A 23,965-nucleotide genomic window follows, 5' to 3' on the forward strand; every position below is an offset into this window, starting at 1 on the left:
ACATTCTACGTAATAGAGAGAAGTAGTTTAAATGAAATTATTCTGATTTAAGGAGCGGTTAGACTCATGTTTGATTAACCATTCTTTTCTGGCAAGCCCGCCTCCATAGCCACCCAATTCACCATTGCTGTTTATCACTCGATGACATGGAACCAAGATTGAGAGTTGATTGGTACCATTCGCCCTTGCTACAGCGCGGCAAGCAGAGGGATTATTGATTTTCTCTGCAAGCTCCTTATAAGAAGCTGTCTGTCCCAGAGGTATTTTCCGGAGTTCATTCCACACCTTTTGCTGAAAGTCTGAGCCCAGATAACGAACCGGCGTTGTAAATTCCGTAAGTTCACCTGTGAAATACAGCTTCAATTCCTCCTCAATTTGGTGAAGGACGGCTACCTTTTCAGGTAATATAGTTGCATTTAAGCGAGTGCGTAATCTTTTGATTTCATTTTCAAGACCCTTGCGATCCACAAATTCCAGCAGTAAAAGACTCTCTTCATTGGAGATGGCCAGCATGGAACCCAATATCGTTTCTATCCAAGTACAGTACAGCACTTTAATCTGCTTGGAATGATTCGGGACAGTCCCCATCGTTCGTGAAAAGGCATCCCTAAACCCATTGCTCGAATCGTACCCGCTTTCCAGTTGTGCGTTAATGATTGAATCCCCATTCCTAATATGTTTGAATGCCAGTCCTAAACGTCTAGAACGTGCATATTCGATAAAGGTCATCCCGAATTGTTTCTTAAATTGGCGGCGTGCCGTGTTTGCACTAATAGACAGCTCATCAAAATCTTTATCTGTCCATTTTCGTTCCGGATTGCTCTCAATAGCTTCTACAAGCAGCTTTACTTCAGGAGACATTTTTGTTGGATTGGATAACGGCTGACACCTTTTACATGGTCTATATGATGCTAATAAGGCTTCCTTGGCTGTAGCAAAAAACTCACAATTTTCTTTTAATGGCTTTTTAGCGGGACAAGTTGGCCTACACATGATCCCCGTTGTTTTCACTCCTACAAAAAATACGCCCTCATAATTCGAGTTTTTCTCGACCAGCATCTTATAATATTTATTGATATCCTGCTCATTAGTTATCATAGTATGGTTAGCTCATTTCTAAATAAAGTCCTGAGGCATCAAGCGTTTGCCGGGCATTTTCCTGAAGATTATGTTGTGCCTGAAAGAAACTACGCGGGCCATAGCTAATACGTTTCACGCCAATTTTTTGCAATTCATGATTTGAAAGCATACCGTCCATAACCATGATATTCACAGGCAGTGGCGATTTTTTGACAAATTGTTCAATCAAGCTTGGATCAGCGAGCCCCGGTATAAAAATCCCATCCGCTCCAGCGTCAGCATAAGCATAGGTACGTTCTATAGCTTGATTCACTAGATCCATCGAATGTTCCTTATCCTTGAAAAAAATATCCGTTCTAGCGTTAATAAACACACGCTTTTGCAGTTTGGAGGCTACTTGTTGTATGGTTTTGATCCTACGGCTTTGTTCGCTGGTCTCCCATAGTTCATTGTTAGGATGATTTACAATCTGATCTTCAAAATTGATACCACAGATGTCTAATTGAAATAACTGCTCCATGTTATGCGCTAAAGTATCCTCATCTACAGCATATCCACCTTCGATGTCTACGGTCAATGGAACCGCTACTCGTTCGGCAATCTTTGAAATCATCCAAAGCATAAGCTCAAATGTAAGCTGTTCACCATCCGAATATCCCCACGCTTCCGCCATGGAATAGCTGCTAGTTGCTACCGCCTTTGATCCAGCTTGCTCTATTGCTTTAGCTGAGGCTACATCCCAGCAGTTGTACAGGATCAGTGGATTTTTTTGATCATGCAGCGTTTTAAAATAGTCATAGTTTTTACTGTTCATAAGTGGTCATCTCCATTTAGTTAAGAATAGAACCACTATATATTAGACATCCATTATCGATACCAGAAAAATTAACACCAATCTTTTTTTTCACAAAAAAAACACCGATAGATAATCTAATCCTCTCAGGATCAGATCATACCATCGATGTCAGTTTGCCGATTAAAGTTCTACCTTACGGAGTGATTGTTTTGGTGATAGTTTGGATGACTTTTCCCCTGTCCCCATCGGTAGGATTTGTGGAGCTGCGATCCCGATCAGAACTACGATAATCCCGATCCAGCGAAGTAATGATACCTCTTCTTGCAGAACTAACACGGAGGCTACTACAGCTGCCGGTAACTCCGCTGCCCCTAAAATCGCGCCTAGACCTGAACCCAGCTTCGGAACCCCGATCGAAAAGAACAGAACTGGAATTACGATGCCCAACAAACCTAGAGGTAGGCCGTATTTCCAAAGCCCATCGGTAATCGCACCGTCATATAAAAACGAAGGAGAAAAAACAGTCATAATAATAACCATTGCACTAGTGGTCATATACAAGCTTTTATTAACGGCAGGTACCTGCGTAGCTACTCTTCCACTCACAAAAATATAGAAGGCAAACGACACGGCTGACATTAAGCCAAAAACCACACCAGTGGTCGTGATTCCACCTACACTCGGCTCAAGGATGCCCCCCGCTAATACCGTACCAATTAGAAGGATAACCATCGAAATCACTTTTTCCCGACTAGGAAGTTTTCGATCTACAACCGCCTCCAGAATTACACCGATCCAAGTAAATTGGAATAACAGTACAATCGCAATCGAAGCAGGTAATTGTTCAACGGCGAAGCCATAAAATATGCCAGTTAAACTGATGGTGATCCCAGCGGCTAATAATTTTCCGCCTGTTTTTAGCCCTAATTTCTTTCGGGAAAATAATAAGACCAGCAAGAGCAGCATACACCATCCAAAAAAGTATTGTGATCCTACCAATTGTTTCATTCTAAAGCCATCGTTCATTCCAAGCTTGACGATTGTAGAAAGCGAGCCATAACTACAAGCGCCTAAAAAAACTAGTAAAGCATATTTGAATAACTTCATATTCATCGTAAACCTCTTCCCTTTCTCTTGAGCAAGCTCATTAACATAATAAAGCCCCTTGTCATCGAAATGACAAGGGGCGATTGAAACCAAAGAATACATCTTTGACAAAATTCCGCCACTCCATCCACTGGATAGAGTTTGGTTTATTTACTTATAACAACTCCAATCATAATATGATAAATCACACAGGGTGTCAACTTGAAATTTAAGGATTTAGCTGGAACAATCGATAGACAATAACAGCTGCCTGAGCACGAGTTGTCTTGGCTTTAGGTGCAAAGTTATCTTTGCCTACACCTTGAATAATCTTTGCTCCGCTCATGAATTGTACAGCCTCACGAGCGTAGGATGAAACGTCAGCGGCATCATTGAAACTCACTGGCTGGTCCACTCCCACGACCGTAAGTTTGGCGAGTTGTGCTGCACGATAAGCCATCAACGCCATTTCCTCACGGCTAATTGTTTCATTAGCACCGAAGGTTCCATCAGATCTGCCCTGAATAATTCCTAGCTTCTGAGCAGCAGCAACGGAGCTGTAGTACCAAGCATCCAGCGAAATATCCTTAAATGTACTTGCCGCACTACCTTCCTCCAGCTCTAGTGCAAGCATCAGCATCTTCAGGAACTGCGCCCGAGTTACATTCAGCTGTGGCCCGAAGTTATGATCTCCGGTGCCATTCAGAATATCTCTGGCGGCAAGGGCTTGAATGCTATTTTGTGCCCACCCTAGTCCAGCGATATCCTTAAAGGAATTTTCCGCATATCCTACTACGAATCTGCTGGAATTGTCTGGTCTGAAGATGATCTTGCCAGTTGTCGGATTAAACTGGGAGTTTCTAACCACCTCTACAGTCCCGTCTTCACGGATTTGGTAGGCTACTATTTGTTCTACACCTGAAGTTGTCTTTGGTTTGTAATCCCGTTCAACCTTCAGTCCACGCCCAAAGCTGTCAAACTGTTTGCCATCAACAAAGAACTTAAACTCATAAATATCCCCGACATCCGTCTGAAGCGACAGTGTCTTCGCGTCAACTTTGCCAACTACAAGCTTAACGCTTGCGGCGTCAGATCCTGCCATCGCAAGAAGCAGGTCAGCATTTATTCGGAACGTAGACAATCCCATGTCTATTTCCAAAAGTTGAATTGCTTTTGCTCCCGCTCCAGCCAACTCACGAGCTGGCAAGGTCAGTTCAACCACCGAGCTGGCAGAGGATGGCTTCACTGTGATTCTCAATACTCCATTCTGCATTGAGCCAATTGCTTGTTGCAGAATCGTCGAGGATACCTCTGCAATAGCTTTACCATTCACATCCGCTGTCACGGAAAGAGTAACTCCATCTGCGTTCACAGTTGGTTCCGGTTGTTTCACTGGTTTGACTGTCGTTGAAGATGAAGTACCGCCCGATTCTGAAACCTGCGATTCTGCCTTAATCTCAATGGACATCGTACCTACAACACCGGAGTCATCTTTAGCTGTCGCTCTCACCGTTACTTTGCCTGCTGCAATTGCAGTGAGCAAGCCGGTATCCGTAATAGTTGCTCGCTCAGTAGCTGATCCATCCTCATTCACTACTGACCAGGTCACTGCTGGATCGGATGCATGGTCCGGCAGGATTACAGCTGCCATTTGCAGGGTTTGCCCTGACTTGATTTCGCTCACATTATCTTTGGAGGAGACTTTTATCTCCATGACGGATATAGGAATGACATGAACAACCGATTGTGCCTCATGCAGGATGTCAAAATCAACATCTGTGTTGGATCCTCGGAAAGAAATAAATCCAAGCGGCACGGCGATTTCACGATTTGTCTTCTTCGCTTTGAAGATGATTTCAAAGAATTCCGCATCATCGGTCAGGATATTTCCTGCCTCCGTTCCAGCTACACTAACTGTTATTAGACCTGGGCTGTCCTCATTAATATGAGTGATGCTGAATCCGTCTGGCAAGGTCTGAGCGGATATGAATTCCACACCAGATACGTCATATGCCATGGTAAAGTCTACAGCATACACTTCCTTGTAGACGGAGGTAGTAACATTTGTAAGCCCTACACGGTAAGTGAAATCCTGTCCTGCCACCACTGTGACCGGTCCGTTCAGCGTTGCAGCGGGCAGATTACGGGCAATCTCATCTTGTCCGCTGATATTAATCTCTAGGCTTCCGGATACTCCACTTCCATCTAGAGCTCGCGCAGTTACTTGTACGCTACCGTTCTTTCTAGCTGTCAGCAAGCCCTTCTCATTAATAACCGCTTTATCCGTAGAGGTTATCCCATCTGCTTCAGTTACCGTCCAGATAACTTTAGGATTCGTCGCATTCTCTGGAAGCACAGAGGCTTGCAGCTGCAAGGCACCGCCCTTCGACTCAATGCTGCTAATTCCATCTTTACCCGTTACAGTAATTGAAGAGACTTGTACCGCAGGTATCTGCTCTTGATCCACTAAGATCTTGGATTGCTGTGGATTCCAGCCATCACTTCCACCAAGCACAGCTTCAATCGTATAGGCAGCTGCCTCTTCTGCTGTTAATTGTTTGGACCAGTTGTAACGTGAAGCTGCATTAGCCCCCTCTCCGTAACTTAAAAACTCAGAGAACCGTGCAGTTTTGGAACGACCTTCATACCATTCATGCCAGCCAGTAGCACGAATATGAGCTCCCATCTCCGTGTTAATGAAGGTAGAGCTGCCATATTCTCTCCATGGCCGGCCCAAATCAACGGTTCCAGCAGCAACGCCCTCACTGGCAGTTAGTCGATTATTGATGAACACATAACCAGGCTTACCCGTTGCCGTGGAAGGCGCAGTAACATAACCAGCACCCGCACTTTGAATCACATTATTCTCGAATACAGCAGCGGAATTACCAAAGATAAAGTCCACTGTACCTTCAATATGGCTGTCGACGAAATAAGCTCTTCCCTTGTCTGCGAACAGGGTATCCTGATATCCAAGAAGTTTAACATTTCTGTACACTCCCCGGTCTCCTTCAGCATATAAAGCGACTGCCTGACCGGCATCCCGCCCAGCACTGTTCTCAACCGTCATGTTCTCCAGTGTGAAATCAGTTGCCGCAACCTTTAATGTATAGCTGCCGCTGGTGCCCATTTCTTTACCATCTGAGCCAATGGTTTTCGCGGAGTCACCGTTAATAAGTACGGTACCTTCCCGGCTCTCACCGATGATACTAATATTCATCTTACTAGAAGGTACAAGCACCTTCTCCTTATACGTGCCGTTCTTCACTTTAATAATCGTGGTTAGGGCACTATTATCAGGTGCTGCTTGAATAGCGTCATTAATCGTTTTATAATCTCCTGTCCCATTCTGAGCAACAATAATGACAGGAGCTGGAATTCCCTTGACCACCTCGGATGGAAGACTGGCACCCTTATCACCGATGGCGATTACCGCATATTGATAGGCAGTCCCGTTGCTCAAGCCTTTATCGGTATAATCTGTTGCTTCGATGCCGTCGGCCACGACCGCATAGCTGCCACCGCTCTCCGAGCGTAGAATTTGATAGCTGCTAGCTCCATCAGCTACATTCCAAGTCAGATGGATATCAGTGTTGCCAGGCTCAACGCTAACTCCTTGTGGAGCCTGCGGCTGGCCGGAATTCTTGTATGGAACCGCTGGAGTAGCAGCTGAATCTAGACTACTACGGGTACCGCTTATTGCTTTGACTTTGTAATAATACGGTGTTCCGTTTACGAGCCCAGCATCAGTAAAGCTTGTGTCTGATAAATCAGACCCGAGCACTTCATAAGGACCATTCGCCGATGAGGCACGTTTGACAATGTACTGGCTCGCCTCCTCAATCGCTAGCCAGCTTAGTTTCATTACACTGTCACCAGCTTCCGTGGAAACGACAGGTGTTCCCAAAGGAGATTGCGGAGTAGCTTCAACAGGCGCTGATTCTTTTCCCTCCCCGGCCACATTTGTTGCAGCTACGACGTAACGGTAGGTTTGCCCGTTGGCCAAACCTCCGACGCGGTAAGTTGTGCCGGTGATTTCTTTTGCCACGAGTTCATAGCTACCTGAAGTCTCATTCCACTTCTTGATGCTGTAGCTGGCTGCATTCTCCACAGCTTTCCAACTGAGATCCAGTTGTGCATTCCGACTTACAGCCGCAAACGATTCTGGCGCAGGCAATTTCACCGCCAAAGCGGATGGGGTAATACTAATTTCATTGGAATTTCCCGATTCACCAGTGGGCGCCGTCGCCGAGATAACATAATAATAGGTAGTTTCGTTGGTAACTTCATTATCAATATATGATGTCTCTGTAATAGCATTGGCAATAGTCTCATAAGGCCCCCCGCTCTTAAGACTTCTCTTAACATTGTAGGAAGTTGCGCCTTCAAGAGCAGGCCATGATAGCTGGGCTGCTTGGTTTCCTGGAAGCCCAGTCAGTCCAAGCGGTGTTTCAATGGGCTCAACATAGATCTTTAAATTGTCTAAGTAATAATTTCCTGAGCCGCCGCCCGGTGTCTTGGACAAGATACGCCCAATGCCGTAGCTGGCGAAATTCGTGGTTGTGAACGGAAAAGAGCCAGCAGGCTGATCATCGATATATACATCCACTTTATCGTTGTTCACATCCACCTTTAGCTTCAGGTTGTACCATTGTTTTAGGGAATAAGAGCTCATCAGTTGATGATACTGGCTGCTCCCCCTGCTCATGGTTAGCGTATATTTACCTGTAGCTTCAGGAAGCGTTGGCTTTCTGCTCTCAATGGAGAATGCCGTTTTGCTTCCATCTGTACTCTGGGCCTGCAGGAACACCGAGGTTCCCGATTCTGTCGCAAACATAAAGTCAGTGTCAATAACCAGTGCACCTGTAATTGGCGCAAATTTACGGATAAACTGCACGCTGCCGTTCGCACCATCGAACACATTCAACACTTGATCTGACGTATTCCCTTTACTGTCAGACGGTGTGGGAGATACAATAACCTTTTGAATTTCAGTCTGTGGATTTGGAGTTACATCATAATACTCTGGTGTCACACCTACGGCAACCTGCTCGAAGTCTTCATCCACATAATAGACATTACCTGCTTCACCTTCAGCTGTAGCGCTGGCCTCATCGGAATCAAAGCTTTCACCAAGCTCATTCACCGCGCTGACCACGTAATAATAAGTTTTTCCGGAGCTGAGTCCGGAATCAGTATACAAGCTATCTTTAATTTCAGTATTAATCGTTTTGTAGGGACCGCCGGAAACCTCGCTACGTTTAACACTATACGACTTGGCAGAAGCAACGTCCTCCCAATTCAACTTCACTTTCTCTTCACCGGCTGTGGCTGTAAGTCCACGGGGTGCGGCAGGAAACTGATCACTAAGCGGTTTCAGCTCCACCTCACTGAAGACAGACGCATTATAACGATTAACCTCGTTATCTACCTTAGCAGCATCGGCTGCAAGACCAAAATAAACCGTATCATTCAGGTCAAGCTTCACCGTGCCTACCTTGCTCCATGTTACTTTATCCGGCGATACCAGACCTGTCACTTCGTTACCAAGACGAACCAGCTTCACCCAATAAGGTGTATTGATGAAACTGTCCGGTTCTGTTTTTACCACCTTGGCTCCTGTGGTGGAGCGGGTAATCATAACTCCCTTCTTGCCATATTTGACATAAGGGATTGCCAGCATCGTCATTTTAGAATTGTCATTGAGATTATCACGAATCATGACACCTGCTTTGGCATAATCGTCAGTTCCCGTTACGGAGTCGATTCTAGCAATAATTTCACCATTGCCTGTCAGGGTTTGATAAGCAAACTGAAAGTTATCAACAGCAGTTTCGCTCTCCGATGTAGCTCCGATAAGTCCAGCCGATTTGAGCGTAATTTTCCCGCTATCTGGATGAAGTGTAGTCACTCCCGCTATCCCTGGACCACCAACATCCACTGAAGTCCACGGAAGAACGGATCCAGAGGTGTTGACATGTATAGCTACGTTATCGGATTGTGTCTTAAGCCCTTTATTGTCTATAGCCTGAACAACAAGATAATAGGTACCATCCTGCACATTGTTCCAATTGAAACTATAAGGTGCTGTGGTAGCTTCGTCTTGCTTCACACCATTAACGATAAATTCCACCTTAGCAATACCATCGCTATCACTGGCAGAAGCTGTAACATTCACCTCGCTGCCTGACTCTATGATTTGGTTATTCACAGGATAATTGATAGCGGTTACAGGATTGTCCGTATGCTCATACCCTGATTTCCCTAACACAATGAGATCATTCAGATACACTTCTAAATTTGTATATCCCTCCGAAGATAACGTCGACTTCTTGCCATCCTCAGGATCGGTAGGATCTAGTCCATTAGCAATCTCCCAGCTATCATCCATACCGTCATGATCCATGTCGATTACATTGGAAGCTGTCTCTGTATAGTCTGGGTAACCGCCTATTTCAATAGGTGAATTAATATGCTGTCCAGTGCGATTCTTCACATCATTAATGACACGCGCATCGTAAGCATCACGTCTTGGCAAAGTGGCACCAGCATCAGCCATTACATTTGCGTAGGCTTCCTCCGCCGACACTGCCGTATATGGGTTAGGCATCTTTGCCGGCTCCGCAAGCTTAGAGATATTCGAATACTTTTGCACACCCTTCCAGTTGTCTTCGGTAACCTTCGGATTACCATCCATGATGTTCCCATCTATAAACAACCGGGTTTCTGGAGACACTTCCCCAAACAATTGATTTTTTACACTGGTGTAGGTGTTTGGACCATTTTTATAATAATTGTTAGTGATATTATATCGATAATCTTCTGCTCCCCCACCATAGGTCGAAGCGAATCCCCAGTTATAGATAACGTTATTAGACATTTCCGTCAGGTCCACCAATTTGGTCACCGTCGGCAAACGGGGGTTGCGGCTGGTGCTATGAGCAATCAGATTGTGAAGGAAACTGGCATTTTTCCCACCCCAGATTCCTCCGTAGCCGTGACGTCCCTTCTGGTGAGTCGTCATCAGCATACTTTCAGCGGATATCGACCATTGTACGGTAGTATTCTCGTTGTCATACAGACTGACCACTTCATCCACCGACCAGCTGAATGAGCTATGATCGATAATGAGATCCTTATGGTACCTTGATCCAAAAGCATCATCTTCACTAGCTACCCGGTCGCCTAACCGGAAACGCATATAGCGCATAATAATATTGTCAGCTTCAACAGAGGTTGTGTAGTCGGCAATTGTAATTCCGTCACCTGGAGCCGTTTGCCCGGCAATCGTCAGATTTGAGCCGGTAATCTTGAGGGATTCCTTCAGATGGATGGTTCCCCCCACTCGAAAAACAATGGTCCGATTACTTTGACTTACCGCATCGCGGAAGGAGCCGGGGATCGGAGTTTCCTTGATACCATAATCAGCCAACGTCGTCACTTCATACACAGGTTGAGCTCTTCCGCCGGTTACATATTTGCCGCCGCCTTCCGCACCCGGAAAGGCAGGAAGCGCTTCCAAAGAAGCGGCCTCGACACCACCAAATGGCATACATGTTGCAAGAAGACTCGCGACCAGCGCCCCAGATAACCATTTTTTCTTCATACAAGACCTCCTAATATCTATTGGAATAAGAAGGGGGCCCTGTCCTCAGAGCAACCCCTTCCTTAGTAAAGCCGTGTGTATTATTCCTTGCCCTGATAACGGAAATATGCGAAATCAGCACTGCTGCCACCGAACTGCTGCATATCATGCGCCGCAATGCCAACAAAGTTCCCAGTGAAGCCTCCCGATAAAAAGCTGATATTCTGCGGATCGCCAAGTGGCTTCCACTCCGTATCGTCACCCTTAAGATAAACAAATTGCCCAGTCACTTCCTGCACCTCAACCGCGATCCGCACTGTCTCCCCTGCATTTAGTTCAATCATTACAGGCTCCGCAGTGAATTCATCCCGCTGACAGCGCATTAACCGCAGCACCTTGCCACGTCCTTCTTCATGGCTGATATACGCATAAAGATAGTTATCTTCATTCAGGTATAACAGTAGTCCTGCCATCTGCAGATAAGTATTCGGTTCATATTCAAGCGCTGTTTCGGCGCGGAAGCTTATATCCGTCTGGCGAATAGCCAGAATATGATGCTCAAACAGACTCTGCACGGATTCCCCGGCCCTGATTCTTAACCAGCCCGGTCTTTCAGCAAGGGAACACCAGCTTTCATTCCTAGGAATCCGCAGTGTATTCCAGTTCTTTTTCAATTCCGGGCCGTTAAAATCATCCTCGAATTCAAGCGTCCGCACTTGTTTCAGGACCTTCGTTCCTTTAGGTGCTGGTACCTTGAGCTGTGGCGCATTTCCGCCTGAGGTTAGTCTTAACCAGCCCTCCTCATTCCAGTGCACCTGCTGAACGGCAGTCTCTCTCCCCAGTATGGCGTATTCGCCTTCCAGGGGGCGGGTACACAAATGGGCCATATACCATTCACCTTCTGGTGTCTCTACCAGACTTCCATGGCCGGCACATTGAAGCGGCAGCTCGGGATTATCCCGTGAGGTCAACATCGGATTGAGCGGATCCACCTCATACGGACCCAGCAGCGCCTTGGAGCGCGCTACGGTTACGGCATGCCCCGATCCAGTGCCACCTTCTGCCGTAATTAAGTAGTAATAACCTCCCCGCTTGTAAATATGCGGCGCTTCCGTCTTCTTCAGCGGCGTGCAATCAAAGATTTTCACAGGTTCACCTATTAATTGGCATTGCTCTGGATCGTACTCCTGAATTACAATTCCGCAGGACTTGTTGCCTTCCGTAATCCGGTAATCCCACAGCTCATTCAGCAGCCATTTGCGCCCATCCTCATCATGGTACAGAGATGGATCAAACCCGCTGCTATTCAGGTATACCGGGTCAGACCAAGGTCCCTCAATATCCTCCGCAGTGATCAGATAGTTATGACAATCTTTAAAAGGCCTTTTAGTGCTCTTAACATCGGTATAAATCAGATAAAACAAACCGTCATAATAGCTAAGCTGTGGAGCCCAGATACTGCAATTTTTCGGATTTCCCCGCAGATCCACCTGATGAGTCAGAATATCTGTGCAATGCTCCCAGTCTGCTAAGTCCGCTGATTGATACACCCTTACACCGGGCAGCCATTCAAAAGAAGAAACAGCAATATAATACATCTCCCCCGCTCTTACAATACAAGGGTCAGGATTGAAGCCTTTTAATATGGGATTGTGAATAATTCCAGTCTGAATATTATCTGTAATCATCTTCATACTCCTTCCTATTTCCATACATCCGCACCCTTCACCCTAAGCAAATCTGCAGTCTATCCTGTTCAATTATCAGTCTGTCTGCTCACTTAGATCTTCCTGTGACGGGATAACGGTCACCTGCTGTACTAATTCTTCCACTTTACGGGTGTTTCTCGATTGGCAACCGGTGATATCTACCGTTTCTCCATTTTCAATATAAAAAGCCGGTCCCTCATGATTCTCGATCGTCACTTGGCGGAAGCGGATATCTCTTACGTTGCCAAGATAGAACCCACGGTTGTTCATATCCTGGATTCCTGACATCATGGCTGGACGACCAGGGATTGCATTCTCTGCCATGGAAATATCAATATCGGAAAAGGTAATTTCTGAAATGTATTGCTCCGCAAGGCCGTAAAGAAAACCTGCAGCAGCGTGAACATTCCGAGCAGTAATATTAGCAAAATGAATCCGTCGGAAGCAGGGGGTCTCCTCCGTCACCGGATAAGGATTCTTGTCCCATACGTATTTGTCCTTACCACGTGGTCCGCAGAAATAATAAAGATTAAGAATAAACGGACAGATCACGTCCTCCATCACGATATTACTGACACGAATATCTTCGACAACACCTCCGCGCCCGCGTCTGGACTTCAGCCGAATTCCGCGGTCTGTCTGCTTGAACACGCAATTGCTGATCACGATATTACGGATATCTCCGCTCATTTCGCTTCCCAGCACCACACCGCCGTGACCATGAATCATCGTGCAGTTAGTTATCGTGATATTCTCACACGCAACCCGCTCCTTCGTATCCTCCGTCCCTGCTTTAATGGCGATGCAGTCATCACCCACATCGATATTGCAGTTGCTGATGCGGACATTCACACAGGATTCTGGGTCAATGCCGTCTGTATTAGGCGAATCCGCCGGATTATAGATCGACAGATTATCAATCGTAACATCCTGGCAACAAATAGGATTCACAGTCCAGCTTGGGGAGTTTACGAGTGTCAGATCTCTGAGCGTAACTCTACGGCAGTTGTCGAAGCTGATAAGCTTCGGGCGGGGATACAGCAGTGAATCAGGAGAATTCCGATGTTTATCCCACCAAGGTGCGCCCCTTCCATCCAGCTTGCCTGCACCTGTAACCGATACATTCTCTAGATTTATTCCAAAAATACATGAAGCATGGACGTTCTGTTTCACGCCCTCCCAGCGGGAACTCACCACCGGATAATCGTTAGGATCAGAGCTGAAGCTAAGCTCAGCTCCAGGACTAAGCTGTAGCTCAATATTGCTTTTCATGAAGATAGCGCCTGTCTGATAGTGCCCGGAAGGAACATAAACTGTTCCTCCCCCTGCCTCGCTTGCCGCATGAATGGCACGGGCTATCGCTTCCGTTGAAGGCTCTGCACTATTAGGATGTGCTCCGTAGTCATTTATATTGTAGATAGACATGCGCTTCACTCGCTCCCTTTCGTCACGGCAGGACGCTGCAAATATTCATATTCTCCGCAAGCCAGGAGGAATGCGCCAAGCCCCTTCTGATCATTGGTAACAATCGGTTCACTGATATAATAGGTGTAAGTACCATCTCTCCGGTCTTCACCACCGAGTCCAGCGACCTGGCAGTTTTTATTCAGGTTAACCCAGCCATTTTTGGTTTCCAGCACAAATTCAGTAATAAGGCCTTGATAAGCACGGTCAAGTGTCTCGAACCAACTAGCATCCAGTACACCAATCCGAATGCCCTTAGCCATTGCATAGGTGATCATACTTGAGGCAGAAGCCTCCAAATAATTGCCTTTACGGCCGCCCATGTTTACAACCTGATACCAGACTCCGGCATCAGCATCCTGAACCTGACGAAGCGCTGTCAGCGTATCTGTCAGAATACGTGCCAAGATCTCGTAATCCGCGTGTTCCTTAGGGAGCATGCCGAGTACATCCACTAGCGCCATCACATACCAGCCCAGCGAACGCCCCCAAAAGTTCGGAGACAACCCCGTTTCAGGATCGCACCACGGCTGTACCCGCTTTTCATCCCATGCGTGAAACAGGAGACCCGTCTCAGTATCCTTGGTATGACGCTCGCACAGAATAAATTGCCGGGTCACATCGTCCAGACCCTTGCCGCCTTCATACTCAAGTAAATACTCCAGATAGAAAGGAGAGCCCATATACAAGCCATCCAGCCAAATCTGATAAGGATATACATTCTTATGCCAAAACGCACCTTCCGAGGTTCGAGGATGCGTTGTTATCTGCTTTCTTAATAAATCTGCTGCCATTTTATATTTCGCTAACCCAGTTTCTTTATGGAGCACAAACAGGATCTTCCCGTTATTTAAGTGATCAATATTATGTTCGCTCAGGCGATACCCCTTCACAGAGCCGTCTTCCTCAATAAAATAATCCATATTATCTTTGATGAATTGATAATATTTAACCTGCCCGGTCTGTCTCCACAGCAGCTCAAAACCCTTCAAGATGACTCCATAATCATAAGACCATTTTCCATGATATCCGTTATCCTCATATAATCTTGGCGTTCGCTCCATAATCGAATCTGCAATTCGAACACCCCAGCCCATACTCCTAAGTGCATTGTTGTCTTTCATTTTTTCCTCCTGTTTGAATAGATATGGTCCTAAACGCAGCCTCCCCATTTAGGACCCATCTACTATTTTCTTAGAATATAGTCTGTAGTACTTCTTAAGGATTTACAGCTTTATAAGCAGCTTCATATTCAGTAATGATTTTGCTGCCGCCGGATTTCTTCCACTTTTCAACCTCAGCTTTAAATCCGTTCAAATCAATTTTGCCAAGAATATATTTATAAGTGGCATCTGTCATAATCTTCTGCAATTCAGATCCTTGAGTAGAATAGGTCTCAGATTCCAGAGAGTAAGCAGGATTCAGTACAGCATATTTAGCATTCTCAACGATCAGCTTATCAGCTTCAACTTTGAGTGGATCAGCATCATGGATAATGAACCCATTCTCTAATGGACGAGATGCCGAAAATGGCTGAACTTCTTGCTTCCAGAGATCCGTATCCTTAATCGTAACCGCTTGTTCTCCATCAATTGTGTAGTGAACATCCTTAATACCGTAGGTCATCAAGCCATAGACATCTTCATTCATAAGATCATTAACAAATTTCAGGATCCGTCTTAACTCATTTTCATCCTTAACTTCGGATTTCGGGAAAGACAGCAGTCCCCCAATTCCGTTATTACCAGCCCAGATGGCACGATCTGCTTCATTGCCAGTGGAAGTGATATCGTTAACCATAACCAAATCCATGCCATCCTGTATGCCCTTAGACAGATTTAGCAGGTTCTTGCTGTCAAACAAGGCACCCACATAAATTCCAGCCTTTCCTTGCGCAAAATTCTGCTGCTGATCTGTTTTAGCCGTCACAGCAAAATCCTGATTGATATACCCACCATCATAAAGAGTCTTCATATAATCCATGGTTTTAACATAAGCCTCTGTATCGAACTCAGGTGTCATTTTACCCGCATCGTCAACGCTCCAATAGTTCGGTGTTCCAAAGTATGAGCCCAACGTCTTAAATGCTCCATATACAAGATCGCTGCGGTCCATGAAGCCTGTGGTATCCTTCTTGCCATTACCATCAGGGTCTTTTTCGGTAAACGCTTTCGCAACTTCCATCAACTCATCTGTTGTTTTTGGAACCTGCAGTCCAAGCTTATCCAGCCAATCTTTACGGAGAACAACGCCGTTTCTAGCCAAGGACTTCTGGAAAGGAACCCCGTACAGCTTACCTGCAATCGATGCCGATGTACGTGTATCCTGTGAAATTTTAGCCAAATTCGGGAACTCATCAAGATAAGGACTTACTTCCCAGAACATACCGGCCTTCAGTGCATTACGTACAGAAGAGTTATCAAGAATAGTCAGGGTAACGATGTCCGCTAGGGAATTCGATGCTAACGAAGTATTAATACGTTCTTCTTTGGAAGGATCCGGAATCCATGAGAATTCAATCTCTGTATTCGTTAATTCTTCAATTTTTTCCAGAATAGGACCCGTTGGTGTTGTAGACGTTTGTAAAATGTTCAGCCAGCTAATCTTTGCTTTAGCATCTAGCACATCTGCAGGTGCAGCAGTTGTTTTAGCAGTTGAATTCGTTCCCCCATTTGAAGAATTTGACTCCTTCGCGTTATTGCCTCCTCCGCATGCAGTGAGTACTAACCCGCTACACAACATTAAGGCTGCAATTTTTTTGTAATTGCGATTCATCAACATTACCCCTTTTACTAATGTATTTGTTGTTGTATCTTCCACCTCTGCCCTTAAGGCAGAGGTAAGAATTCAGCATACTGTGAAGCCTAATAAACACCATCTTCGCCGATTTTTTTAGCTAACTTGTTCGACAGCATAACGAGAATCAAGCCAACCACACCCTTGAACAGACCTACTGTTGTACTGAAACTCAATTGTCCGTTCTTTAAACCAGCTGTATAGATATAGGTATCGAAAATTTCTCCAACTTCGCGGTTCAAGGAATTGATCAGCAAGTACATATGCTCAAAGCCCAGATCCAGCGTGTGGCCAATCTTCAGAATAAGCAAGGTAATAATGATTGGACGAATCGCCGGCAGGGTGATATGCCATGTTTTGCGCAATCTTGCCGCTCCATCCATCTCAGCTGCTTCATATAACTGCGTATCCACTACGGTAATGGCTGCCAAATAAATAATGGTTGACCAACCAATTTCTTTCCAAATGATCTGTCCGATATACACGGTACGCAACCACTCGGGAGAAGTCAAAAAGCTGATCTTCTGCATCCCAAAGGCCGCCAACATCTCATTCAGCACCCCTCCATCCACATTCATAAATACATAGGAAATGGAGACGATGATAACCCATGACATGAAATGGGGGATATAAATAATCGTTTGAATGGTGCTCTTAAATAACTTGTGCTGAACTTCGTTAAGCATCAGCGCCACTATAATAGGTAGCGGGAAGAAAATAAAAATGTTTAATGCAAACAAGATAAGTGTATTACTCAATAGCATAAAGAAGGTAGGTTCTGTAAACAATCGGACGAAATGCTTAAACCCAACCCACGGGCTATCCGCTATACCCAGAAACGGCTGATAGTCCTGAAATGCAATGATAAGACCGCCCATAGGCAGGTACTTAAAAATAACAAAATACAAAAATCCCGGGAGTATCATTAGATACAATAACTTGTTTCTTTTTAAACTCAGCCAGCTAGGCCCCGTTCGCTTTTTTCTTAATGGATTAACTTTCGTGTTCAGCATGGTGACGTTTGCCTCTTTCACCTGATCGGCCTCCTTGATCGCGTTTCTTTACGATTCCCAGATTACGATCATTCGTCCATTACGTATATAATCATCAGATACTGATACTCCAAGAACCCTACAGCTATAAGGTTTTCCAGACCCGTGCATCTTATAGTGATTACTACAATACATAAAGATCATCTATGCCTTATCACGCTTTTTCCTCCCAAAACAAAGCCCAAGCTAATGATTATATACGGAATAACAGACCCCTGTTAAAGTTTCAATGAAACGATTACAAGGAGGATATCTGCATGTCGCAATCATCTTTTAAAAAAGAAACTATGGGTAGCCGGCTGTTTACTATTGTAAATACCACACTGCTTACACTCATTGCCCTAGCCTGTCTTTTACCCTTTGTCAATGTGTTTGCCAGTTCCTTTGCTTCAACACAAGAGGTAGTAGAAAAAAGCTTCATCCTGTTCCCGACGACATTCTCTTTGGATGCTTACCGTTATATACTGTCAACGCCTACTATCTTTAAAGGGCTTGGCGTATCTATCGGTGTAACTTTAGTGGGTACAGTTGTCAGTATGGTTCTTACCTCTTTAATGGCTTATGGATTATCTAGAAAATATCTATACGGAAGAGATTTCATCAATTTCGTAATCGTGTTCTCCATGCTCTTCAGCGGGGGAATGATCCCTACTTTCCTGGTAGTTAAATATTTCGGATTAATCGATTCCTACTGGTCCATGATCATGCCTGTTGCGATCAATGCTTTTAACCTGATCATTATGCGTAATTTCTTCCAGGCGCTGCCGGAAGGGCTAGAGGAATCAGCGAAGATTGACGGCTCTAATGATTTTGGTGTATTTTTCAAAATCATGCTTCCGCTGGCGATGCCATCTATCGCGACCCTCTCCTTGTTCTACGGGGTAGCTTACTGGAACACTTATATGAGTGCAGTTTTATATATGACAGACTCCACTAAGTGGCCTATTCAAGTCCTGCTGCGCCAAATTGTTATCGTCGCCAGCGGGATGCAGGGAGATAATGCTTCTGTTGATATTATCCCACCTGCTCAAACCATCAAGATGGCGGTTATCGTAGTCGCAACCGTTCCAATGCTGCTCGCCTATCCTTTCGTACAAAAACACTTCACCAAAGGAGCCCTGCTGGGTTCTGTAAAAGGCTAAAACATTGCAGCTGCACAAACAGCCAGCCCCGGTCTCCCGGGGCTGGCTGTTTGTGTTCAGCGCCTTACTTCTCCTGTTTCTGGGTTCGGTATGCACCTGGTGTTACATGTTCTTTTTTACGGAAGGATCGAATAAAGTTCTGCGGATTATGGTACTGCAGCCTTTCAGCAATCTCTTTAATGGTCATATCCGTTTCCACCAGCCACTTCTTAGCCATTTCCAGACGATAGTTCATTAGATACTCGCTAAACGTCATCCCGTACTCTTTTTTGAAAATACTGCTTAAATAGTTCGGACTGTAATGGAGGCGATCACCAATTAATTCTAGCGTTAAGTCCTGATCAAATTCCGAGCGGACAATCACCGCAATTTTATCGGATAAGAGGCGGAACTGACGGTCTGTCTTCTCCTTAACGCTGGTCACCATCGGATGGATAACTTCTTTGACCAAAATGCGTTCGATCTCTTCCGGATTACGGATGTCTAACAATCGGTGATACAACGTAGAATTGTCCTCTGTCAGCAGAACCTCTACACCCAGCAGCTGCTCCAGCTGAATCAGATTGTTGACGAAACGTATTAATGTGACTTCGAAATTCAAAGGGTTCTTACTGTGCTTCATCATTTCCCCGAGTAATGGATACAGAGAACAGGAGACTTGTTCTTCATCTCCAATCCGAATCGCGTCAAATAACTGGGACTCAAACTCAGACGGATAATGCAGTAGAACTGGACCCGAGATCACCTTCGATATATCCTCATAGAAGATGATAGACTCTTTGCCCAGATTTAAACGATGATGCAGCGCCTGCTTACTCATCTCGCAAGCTTCCCTACTAAACAATAAATTATCATAAAAATTGCTGATTCCAACGCTAATGGATAGTTTCAGGATTTCTCTAGCTGTTCGAATAATTGTCTTGGCATAGTCCAGTGCTATTCTCCGGTTCTCCTGTTCATTCGCTCCCTCAAAGATCAGGATAGTCGCTTGTGTACGGTCATTTAATAAGATAGGAATCATCCGCTTCTCCTGCGGAATCAGCTCTTCCACCAGTTTGTTAACCGCTACAAGCAGAAGATCCTTATCACTAGCCTGCCGTTCCCCATAGTTATCCAGCTGTATTAGCAGCGTTGCGTACACCGAATTCTGTGACAGCTCATAACCGAAACGAGGCAAACCCAGATTAAGCTCTTCTTGGGATATCCGGCTACGAAACAGATTTAGAATAAACTGAGTTTCCAACTTAGGCATCTCAGACTCAATCAGACCCTCTAGGCTTTCTTTCTCCGATAAGATGGTATCAATCGAATTAATAATCCAGTCTACCTCATTCTTAGGCTCTAGCTCCGCATTGGCAGGCAATAATCGGCGCTGAATCTGCCGGAATGGCTTGGTGAAATACAAAGAGATCACATAAGCGACTACCGCAATCAACAACGTAATAAGCAGTACCATCATCACAATCCCGAATCGGGTTGTCTTTAGTGCATCAGAAATTTCTGATTTATCCAAAATAGTTACGTAAATCCAATTATTATAAGAAGATTTAGCATAAATAGCTTTTATCGATTGGTGATCAGCCCGCTCCATGGCAATCGTCCCCAATTGCCCCCCGCCTCCAGCAACATTAGTGATATGGCTAAGTTGATTATTAGTCAGCAGGGACTTTCCAGTTTCCGACTCATATAAAAGCTCACCCTCCCGGTTAAGAATAAACACCGGTGTGTTTCCTTCGGTCTGAAGGGTGCTCTGCAAGGTCTGAAGGGATATATCAGATAAGGCAATCGCCTGTTTGGTCTGTGAGAATACCGGCAGGGTATTTACAAAGCGGATACCCTTATCCGTCTTAACCCAAAACAACCCCCGGCTACGGTTATTAATATAGCTCTCATAAAGTGTCCTGCTCTCTTCTTCCGTTAAATGTGAAAGCTTACCATTGGAAATCTGCCATTTCTGCTCCAAACTGATTAGAGAATAATTAACAAAATCCATCCCCATGCTGGCAATGTAGTTAAGCTGGGAATTAATCTCGCGATACTTCTCAAAATCCTGCTCGGTGATCGGATTTTGCACGACCTCCCTGAAGGAACTGGTGGTACTGTAAGTATTAAAAGCGTATTCAATGGTCTGAATTTTCTGTTCCAGGGTGTTTTTAATTTGAGTAATTAAACTCTGTTTATCATCCGCTACTCTTTCATTTACCGAATTAATCGTCGTCAGATAAATATAGCCACCGAAGCTAATAACCAGGCCAATTCCCAGCACCAGAATAGGAACAAAAATCTTGTAGAATATCCTGCCTCTTTTCATGATAGACTCCTTAAGCATGTAATTATTTTCAATTATAGCGCTTCCAATAGGTTAAACCAAATGTTTTAAATGTGTATAATCGCAACCCTATTTTTATAAAAAATAGAAAACAAAAAAACAAGGCAAAAAGCGCTTCATCAAGCCCAGTGCTCAATGAAGGTTTTTTGCCTTATATTATAATGCCTTTATTCACTATCCTTATATTTCAATCTCTTCCGTTGAATCCGAAAGACCACCACTCTGCACGCCATTATTATTGGCTACCGCAAGAACATATACTTTATATTTAACACCCTTAACAATTAATGCACCATTAACATCTCTTCTCGAGGCTACAATTGTAGGATTCGTTCCGTTAGGCGTTATCGACGTATAATACGAGGATTTCACCTCAATTGCTTCCGCTGAACCAAAACCTTGTTTGGACGGAACCACCAGAATTCGATATTCCGAAATGTTAGACTCGTTAGAGGAACGGTTGAAACTTACTAGTATTTTACCCTCATCCACACTGTACGTTACATTGGTGACAGAGGTTACCGGCAGCTTAGTGGATAAAGTTATGGCATTCGACTCTGAGGACAACACATTAGTGCCTGAGTACTTGCCGCTGCCAATCGTTAACACATACACTCTGTAACTGATTCCACTCTTTATTAAATTTCCGTTTACGTCTCTGGCTGAAGAATCCAAGACTTGACTGGTGTTATTTCCTGAAGTGCCTACCGCTGTGTAATTGGAGCTAGAAACCGCATTTGCCTGGGTTAAACTAAAGCTGCTGTAATAGGAAGTAGGTACAATCAGGATTCGATACTGGCTAATGTACGTTTCATCCGTGGCATGGTTAAAGGATACTTTTAAATCCCTGCCGTCTTCGTAATCATTAACGTCCCTTACATCCAAGCTCGAAATAGGAGCCAATTTGTAATCTACATTCAACGTAATTAAAGGTGAACCAGAAGAAAGAACATTGCTGCCTGAGTAATTCCCGCTTCCGACGGTTAATACATATACTCTGTAATTGATTCCACTCTTTATCAGGTTACCGCGCACGTCCCTTGATGACGAGGTTAACACTTGATTGGTGCTGGATCCTGTTGTGCTCACTGCTGTGTAGTTAGAACTGTACACATTATTGGCGTCAGATAAACTGAAGCTGCTGTAATAGGAAGTAGGTACAACCAGGATGCGATACTGGCTAATATACGTTTCATTCGTAGCGTGGTCAAAGGATACTCTTAAATCACGGCCATCATCATAGTCATTTACGTCGCTTACATCCAAATTGTAGACAGCACTCACATTGTAGTCAACAGCCAACGTAATTAATGTTGACTCCGATGAGAGAATGTTGGTGCCCAAATTCTTCCCGCTTCCAATCGTTAACACATACACTCTGTAAGGTGTTCCATTCTTAATCAAATTACCACGCACGTCTCTTGCTGACGAGGCTAACACTTGACTGGTGCTAGATCCTGTTGTGCTCACCGTTGTGTAGTAAGAGCTGGAGACATTATTCGCCTCAGATAAACTAAAGTTGTTGGAATAAGCTGTAGGCACAACTAGAATTCGGTACTGGCTAATATACGTTTCATCTGTAGCGTGGTTAAAGGATACTTTTAAATCCCGGCCATCTCCAAAGTCACTAACGTCGCTTACACTTAAATTAGAGACATTGACCGAGGACAGCGTAATCGCAGATGAAGCAGCAGACAATAAATTATTGGCTGTATTACTGCCACTATCTACACCCATAACAAACACACGGTAACCAACTCCCGTCTTAATGAGGGCTCCATCCACATCCCTCGCTCCAGACGATAAGATCTGGGTGATATTGGAGCCTGTTTTATTGACCTGTGTGTAATTTGAACTGCTAACAGCATTTGCTGCCGCCAAATTAAAAGAAGAATAATTAGTAGCTTTGACTACAAATATCCGGTAAGAACTCACCTTGGATTCATCCGATACCTTATTAAAGCTTACGGCTAAATCGCGGCCATCACTATAATCGCTCACATCACTTACTTGTACATTACTTGGGGCAACGACTACAGTATTAGTATTAAGCGATATAGTCGAAGAACTATACGAGAGAGCGCTGGTATTATTGCCTTTGCCCACTGCGAAAACATAAGCTACATAGGTTTGATTACCTTTAATGAGGTCACCATCCACATCCCTTGAATTTGCGGTCATTCTAATCGTAGGATTAGTGCCTGTAGCTAAAACAGTAGAATAATTGGCGGATGTAACCTTTTGTGCAGATGAGATATTAAAAGTGCTCCAAGCCTTTACAATCATTACCCGGTAATGATCCACAAGAGCTTCATTAGAAGATTGGGTGAAGCTGACCTGGAGATCACGGCCGTCACCGTTATCACTTACATCCTTTAACTGCACATTCGATGCCGGATTTACAGTTCCAGTTTTACCGCCGGAAGTCGTTATGGTCACCACTTTGGTGCTCGGATTCCAACCCACATCATGACCCAATGACTCACTTACAAACCGTGTAGGAACCATCGTTCTTCCTTTCAAATTCTGTCCCGGCACATCTAGAGTTACAGCTTTATTGTTAATCGTGGCTGTCTTTGAGCCAATCTTTAACATAATCGTTGTATTATCTTTAGTTGCAGTTACAGTTTGTGTTTTCTGATTCCACTTGATGGTGGCATTAAAGGCTTCAAAGATTGCGCGTAGGGGTACCATCGTCCGTCCATTTACCATCACCGGTGCTTGATCTGTGGACAATCGAACCCCGTCAATAAAAATACTGATGGGCGCAGTAGCAGCTTTCACTGAAGATTGAAACATCATCGGCAAAACTAATAAGCCCACTAAAATAGAAATCCATAACTTCTTCACAGATTCACCCTCCTGGAATGACGAATACATTTTTTTCCTAACCTTTTGACGCTCCTACTAGGATAAAAGTTTCACG

The 23,965-nt window shown here is 44.6% G+C and carries 12 protein-coding genes; 1 reads left to right on the forward strand and 11 read right to left on the reverse strand.

Features of this window, described 5'->3' with window-relative positions; all coding sequences use genetic code 11:
• Positions 1–27 precede the first annotated feature (27 nt).
• The 9 genes from NSQ66_RS25680 to NSQ66_RS25720 form a co-directional block, all read right to left on the reverse strand.
• On the reverse strand, positions 28–1,098 hold the full coding sequence (locus NSQ66_RS25680) for a trifunctional transcriptional activator/DNA repair protein Ada/methylated-DNA--[protein]-cysteine S-methyltransferase (protein WP_036685413.1): 1,071 nt from the start codon (positions 1,096–1,098) through the stop codon (positions 28–30).
• A 7-nt stretch (positions 1,099–1,105) separates the two neighbouring features.
• Complete coding sequence (locus NSQ66_RS25685) at positions 1,106–1,894, reverse strand: isocitrate lyase/phosphoenolpyruvate mutase family protein (protein WP_076141807.1); 789 nt, start codon at positions 1,892–1,894, stop codon at positions 1,106–1,108.
• A 162-nt stretch (positions 1,895–2,056) separates the two neighbouring features.
• Positions 2,057–2,983 (reverse strand): DMT family transporter, encoded by a 927-nt coding sequence (locus NSQ66_RS25690; protein ID WP_038574850.1) that lies wholly within the window; start codon positions 2,981–2,983, stop codon positions 2,057–2,059.
• Between the two features lie 208 nt (positions 2,984–3,191).
• Positions 3,192–10,568 (reverse strand): pectinesterase family protein, encoded by a 7,377-nt coding sequence (locus NSQ66_RS25695; protein WP_076141808.1) that lies wholly within the window; start codon positions 10,566–10,568, stop codon positions 3,192–3,194.
• A gap of 80 nt (positions 10,569–10,648) precedes the next feature.
• On the reverse strand, positions 10,649–12,235 hold the full coding sequence (locus tag NSQ66_RS25700) for a glycoside hydrolase family 43 protein (protein WP_076098810.1): 1,587 nt from the start codon (positions 12,233–12,235) through the stop codon (positions 10,649–10,651).
• A 75-nt stretch (positions 12,236–12,310) separates the two neighbouring features.
• Positions 12,311–13,681: a glycoside hydrolase family 28 protein gene (locus NSQ66_RS25705; RefSeq protein WP_076098811.1), complete on the reverse strand. Its 1,371-nt coding sequence runs from the start codon at positions 13,679–13,681 to the stop codon at positions 12,311–12,313.
• Positions 13,682–13,686: 5 nt separating this feature from the next.
• The gene (locus NSQ66_RS25710; protein WP_076098812.1) at positions 13,687–14,844 is read right to left on the reverse strand and encodes a glycoside hydrolase family 88 protein; all 1,158 of its coding nucleotides are present in this window, start codon (positions 14,842–14,844) and stop codon (positions 13,687–13,689) included.
• Between the two features lie 94 nt (positions 14,845–14,938).
• Positions 14,939–16,495: an extracellular solute-binding protein gene (locus NSQ66_RS25715; RefSeq protein WP_036685421.1), complete on the reverse strand. Its 1,557-nt coding sequence runs from the start codon at positions 16,493–16,495 to the stop codon at positions 14,939–14,941.
• An 89-nt stretch (positions 16,496–16,584) separates the two neighbouring features.
• Positions 16,585–17,550, reverse strand: a complete 966-nt coding sequence (locus NSQ66_RS25720) for an ABC transporter permease subunit (protein ID WP_036685424.1) — start codon at positions 17,548–17,550, stop codon at positions 16,585–16,587.
• A 275-nt stretch (positions 17,551–17,825) separates the two neighbouring features.
• Here NSQ66_RS25720 and NSQ66_RS25725 point away from each other — a divergent pair, with 275 nt between their 5' ends.
• Positions 17,826–18,710, forward strand: coding sequence for a carbohydrate ABC transporter permease (locus tag NSQ66_RS25725; protein ID WP_036685426.1), 885 nt, complete (start codon positions 17,826–17,828; stop codon positions 18,708–18,710).
• 64 nt (positions 18,711–18,774) lie between these two features.
• Here the strand turns inward: NSQ66_RS25725 and NSQ66_RS25730 are convergent, their stop codons facing one another.
• Positions 18,775–21,021 (reverse strand): AraC family transcriptional regulator, encoded by a 2,247-nt coding sequence (locus NSQ66_RS25730; protein ID WP_036685428.1) that lies wholly within the window; start codon positions 21,019–21,021, stop codon positions 18,775–18,777.
• Positions 21,022–21,219: 198 nt separating this feature from the next.
• Positions 21,220–23,889 (reverse strand): copper amine oxidase N-terminal domain-containing protein, encoded by a 2,670-nt coding sequence (locus NSQ66_RS25735; RefSeq protein ID WP_051491384.1) that lies wholly within the window; start codon positions 23,887–23,889, stop codon positions 21,220–21,222.
• Positions 23,890–23,965: the final 76 nt, after the last annotated feature.

The sequence above is a fragment of the Paenibacillus sp. FSL H3-0329 genome, assembly GCF_037963285.1.
In the GTDB taxonomy this organism is placed as follows: domain Bacteria; phylum Bacillota; class Bacilli; order Paenibacillales; family Paenibacillaceae; genus Paenibacillus_AQ; species Paenibacillus_AQ odorifer.

What these genes read in the sequence shown, in the direction of transcription:
- NSQ66_RS25680 (WP_036685413.1), bottom strand. Translation starts at nt 1,098, where the DNA reads ATGATAACTAATGAGCAGGATATCAATAAATATTATAAGATGCTGGTC.
- NSQ66_RS25685 (WP_076141807.1), bottom strand. Translation starts at nt 1,894, where the DNA reads ATGAACAGTAAAAACTATGACTATTTTAAAACGCTGCATGATCAAAAA.
- NSQ66_RS25690 (WP_038574850.1), bottom strand. Translation starts at nt 2,983, where the DNA reads ATGAAGTTATTCAAATATGCTTTACTAGTTTTTTTAGGCGCTTGTAGT.
- NSQ66_RS25695 (WP_076141808.1), bottom strand. Translation starts at nt 10,568, where the DNA reads ATGAAGAAAAAATGGTTATCTGGGGCGCTGGTCGCGAGTCTTCTTGCA.
- NSQ66_RS25700 (WP_076098810.1), bottom strand. Translation starts at nt 12,235, where the DNA reads ATGATTACAGATAATATTCAGACTGGAATTATTCACAATCCCATATTA.
- NSQ66_RS25705 (WP_076098811.1), bottom strand. Translation starts at nt 13,681, where the DNA reads ATGTCTATCTACAATATAAATGACTACGGAGCACATCCTAATAGTGCA.
- NSQ66_RS25710 (WP_076098812.1), bottom strand. Translation starts at nt 14,844, where the DNA reads ATGAAAGACAACAATGCACTTAGGAGTATGGGCTGGGGTGTTCGAATT.
- NSQ66_RS25715 (WP_036685421.1), bottom strand. Translation starts at nt 16,495, where the DNA reads ATGAATCGCAATTACAAAAAAATTGCAGCCTTAATGTTGTGTAGCGGG.
- NSQ66_RS25725 (WP_036685426.1), top strand. Translation starts at nt 17,826, where the DNA reads ATGTCGCAATCATCTTTTAAAAAAGAAACTATGGGTAGCCGGCTGTTT.
- NSQ66_RS25730 (WP_036685428.1), bottom strand. Translation starts at nt 21,021, where the DNA reads ATGAAAAGAGGCAGGATATTCTACAAGATTTTTGTTCCTATTCTGGTG.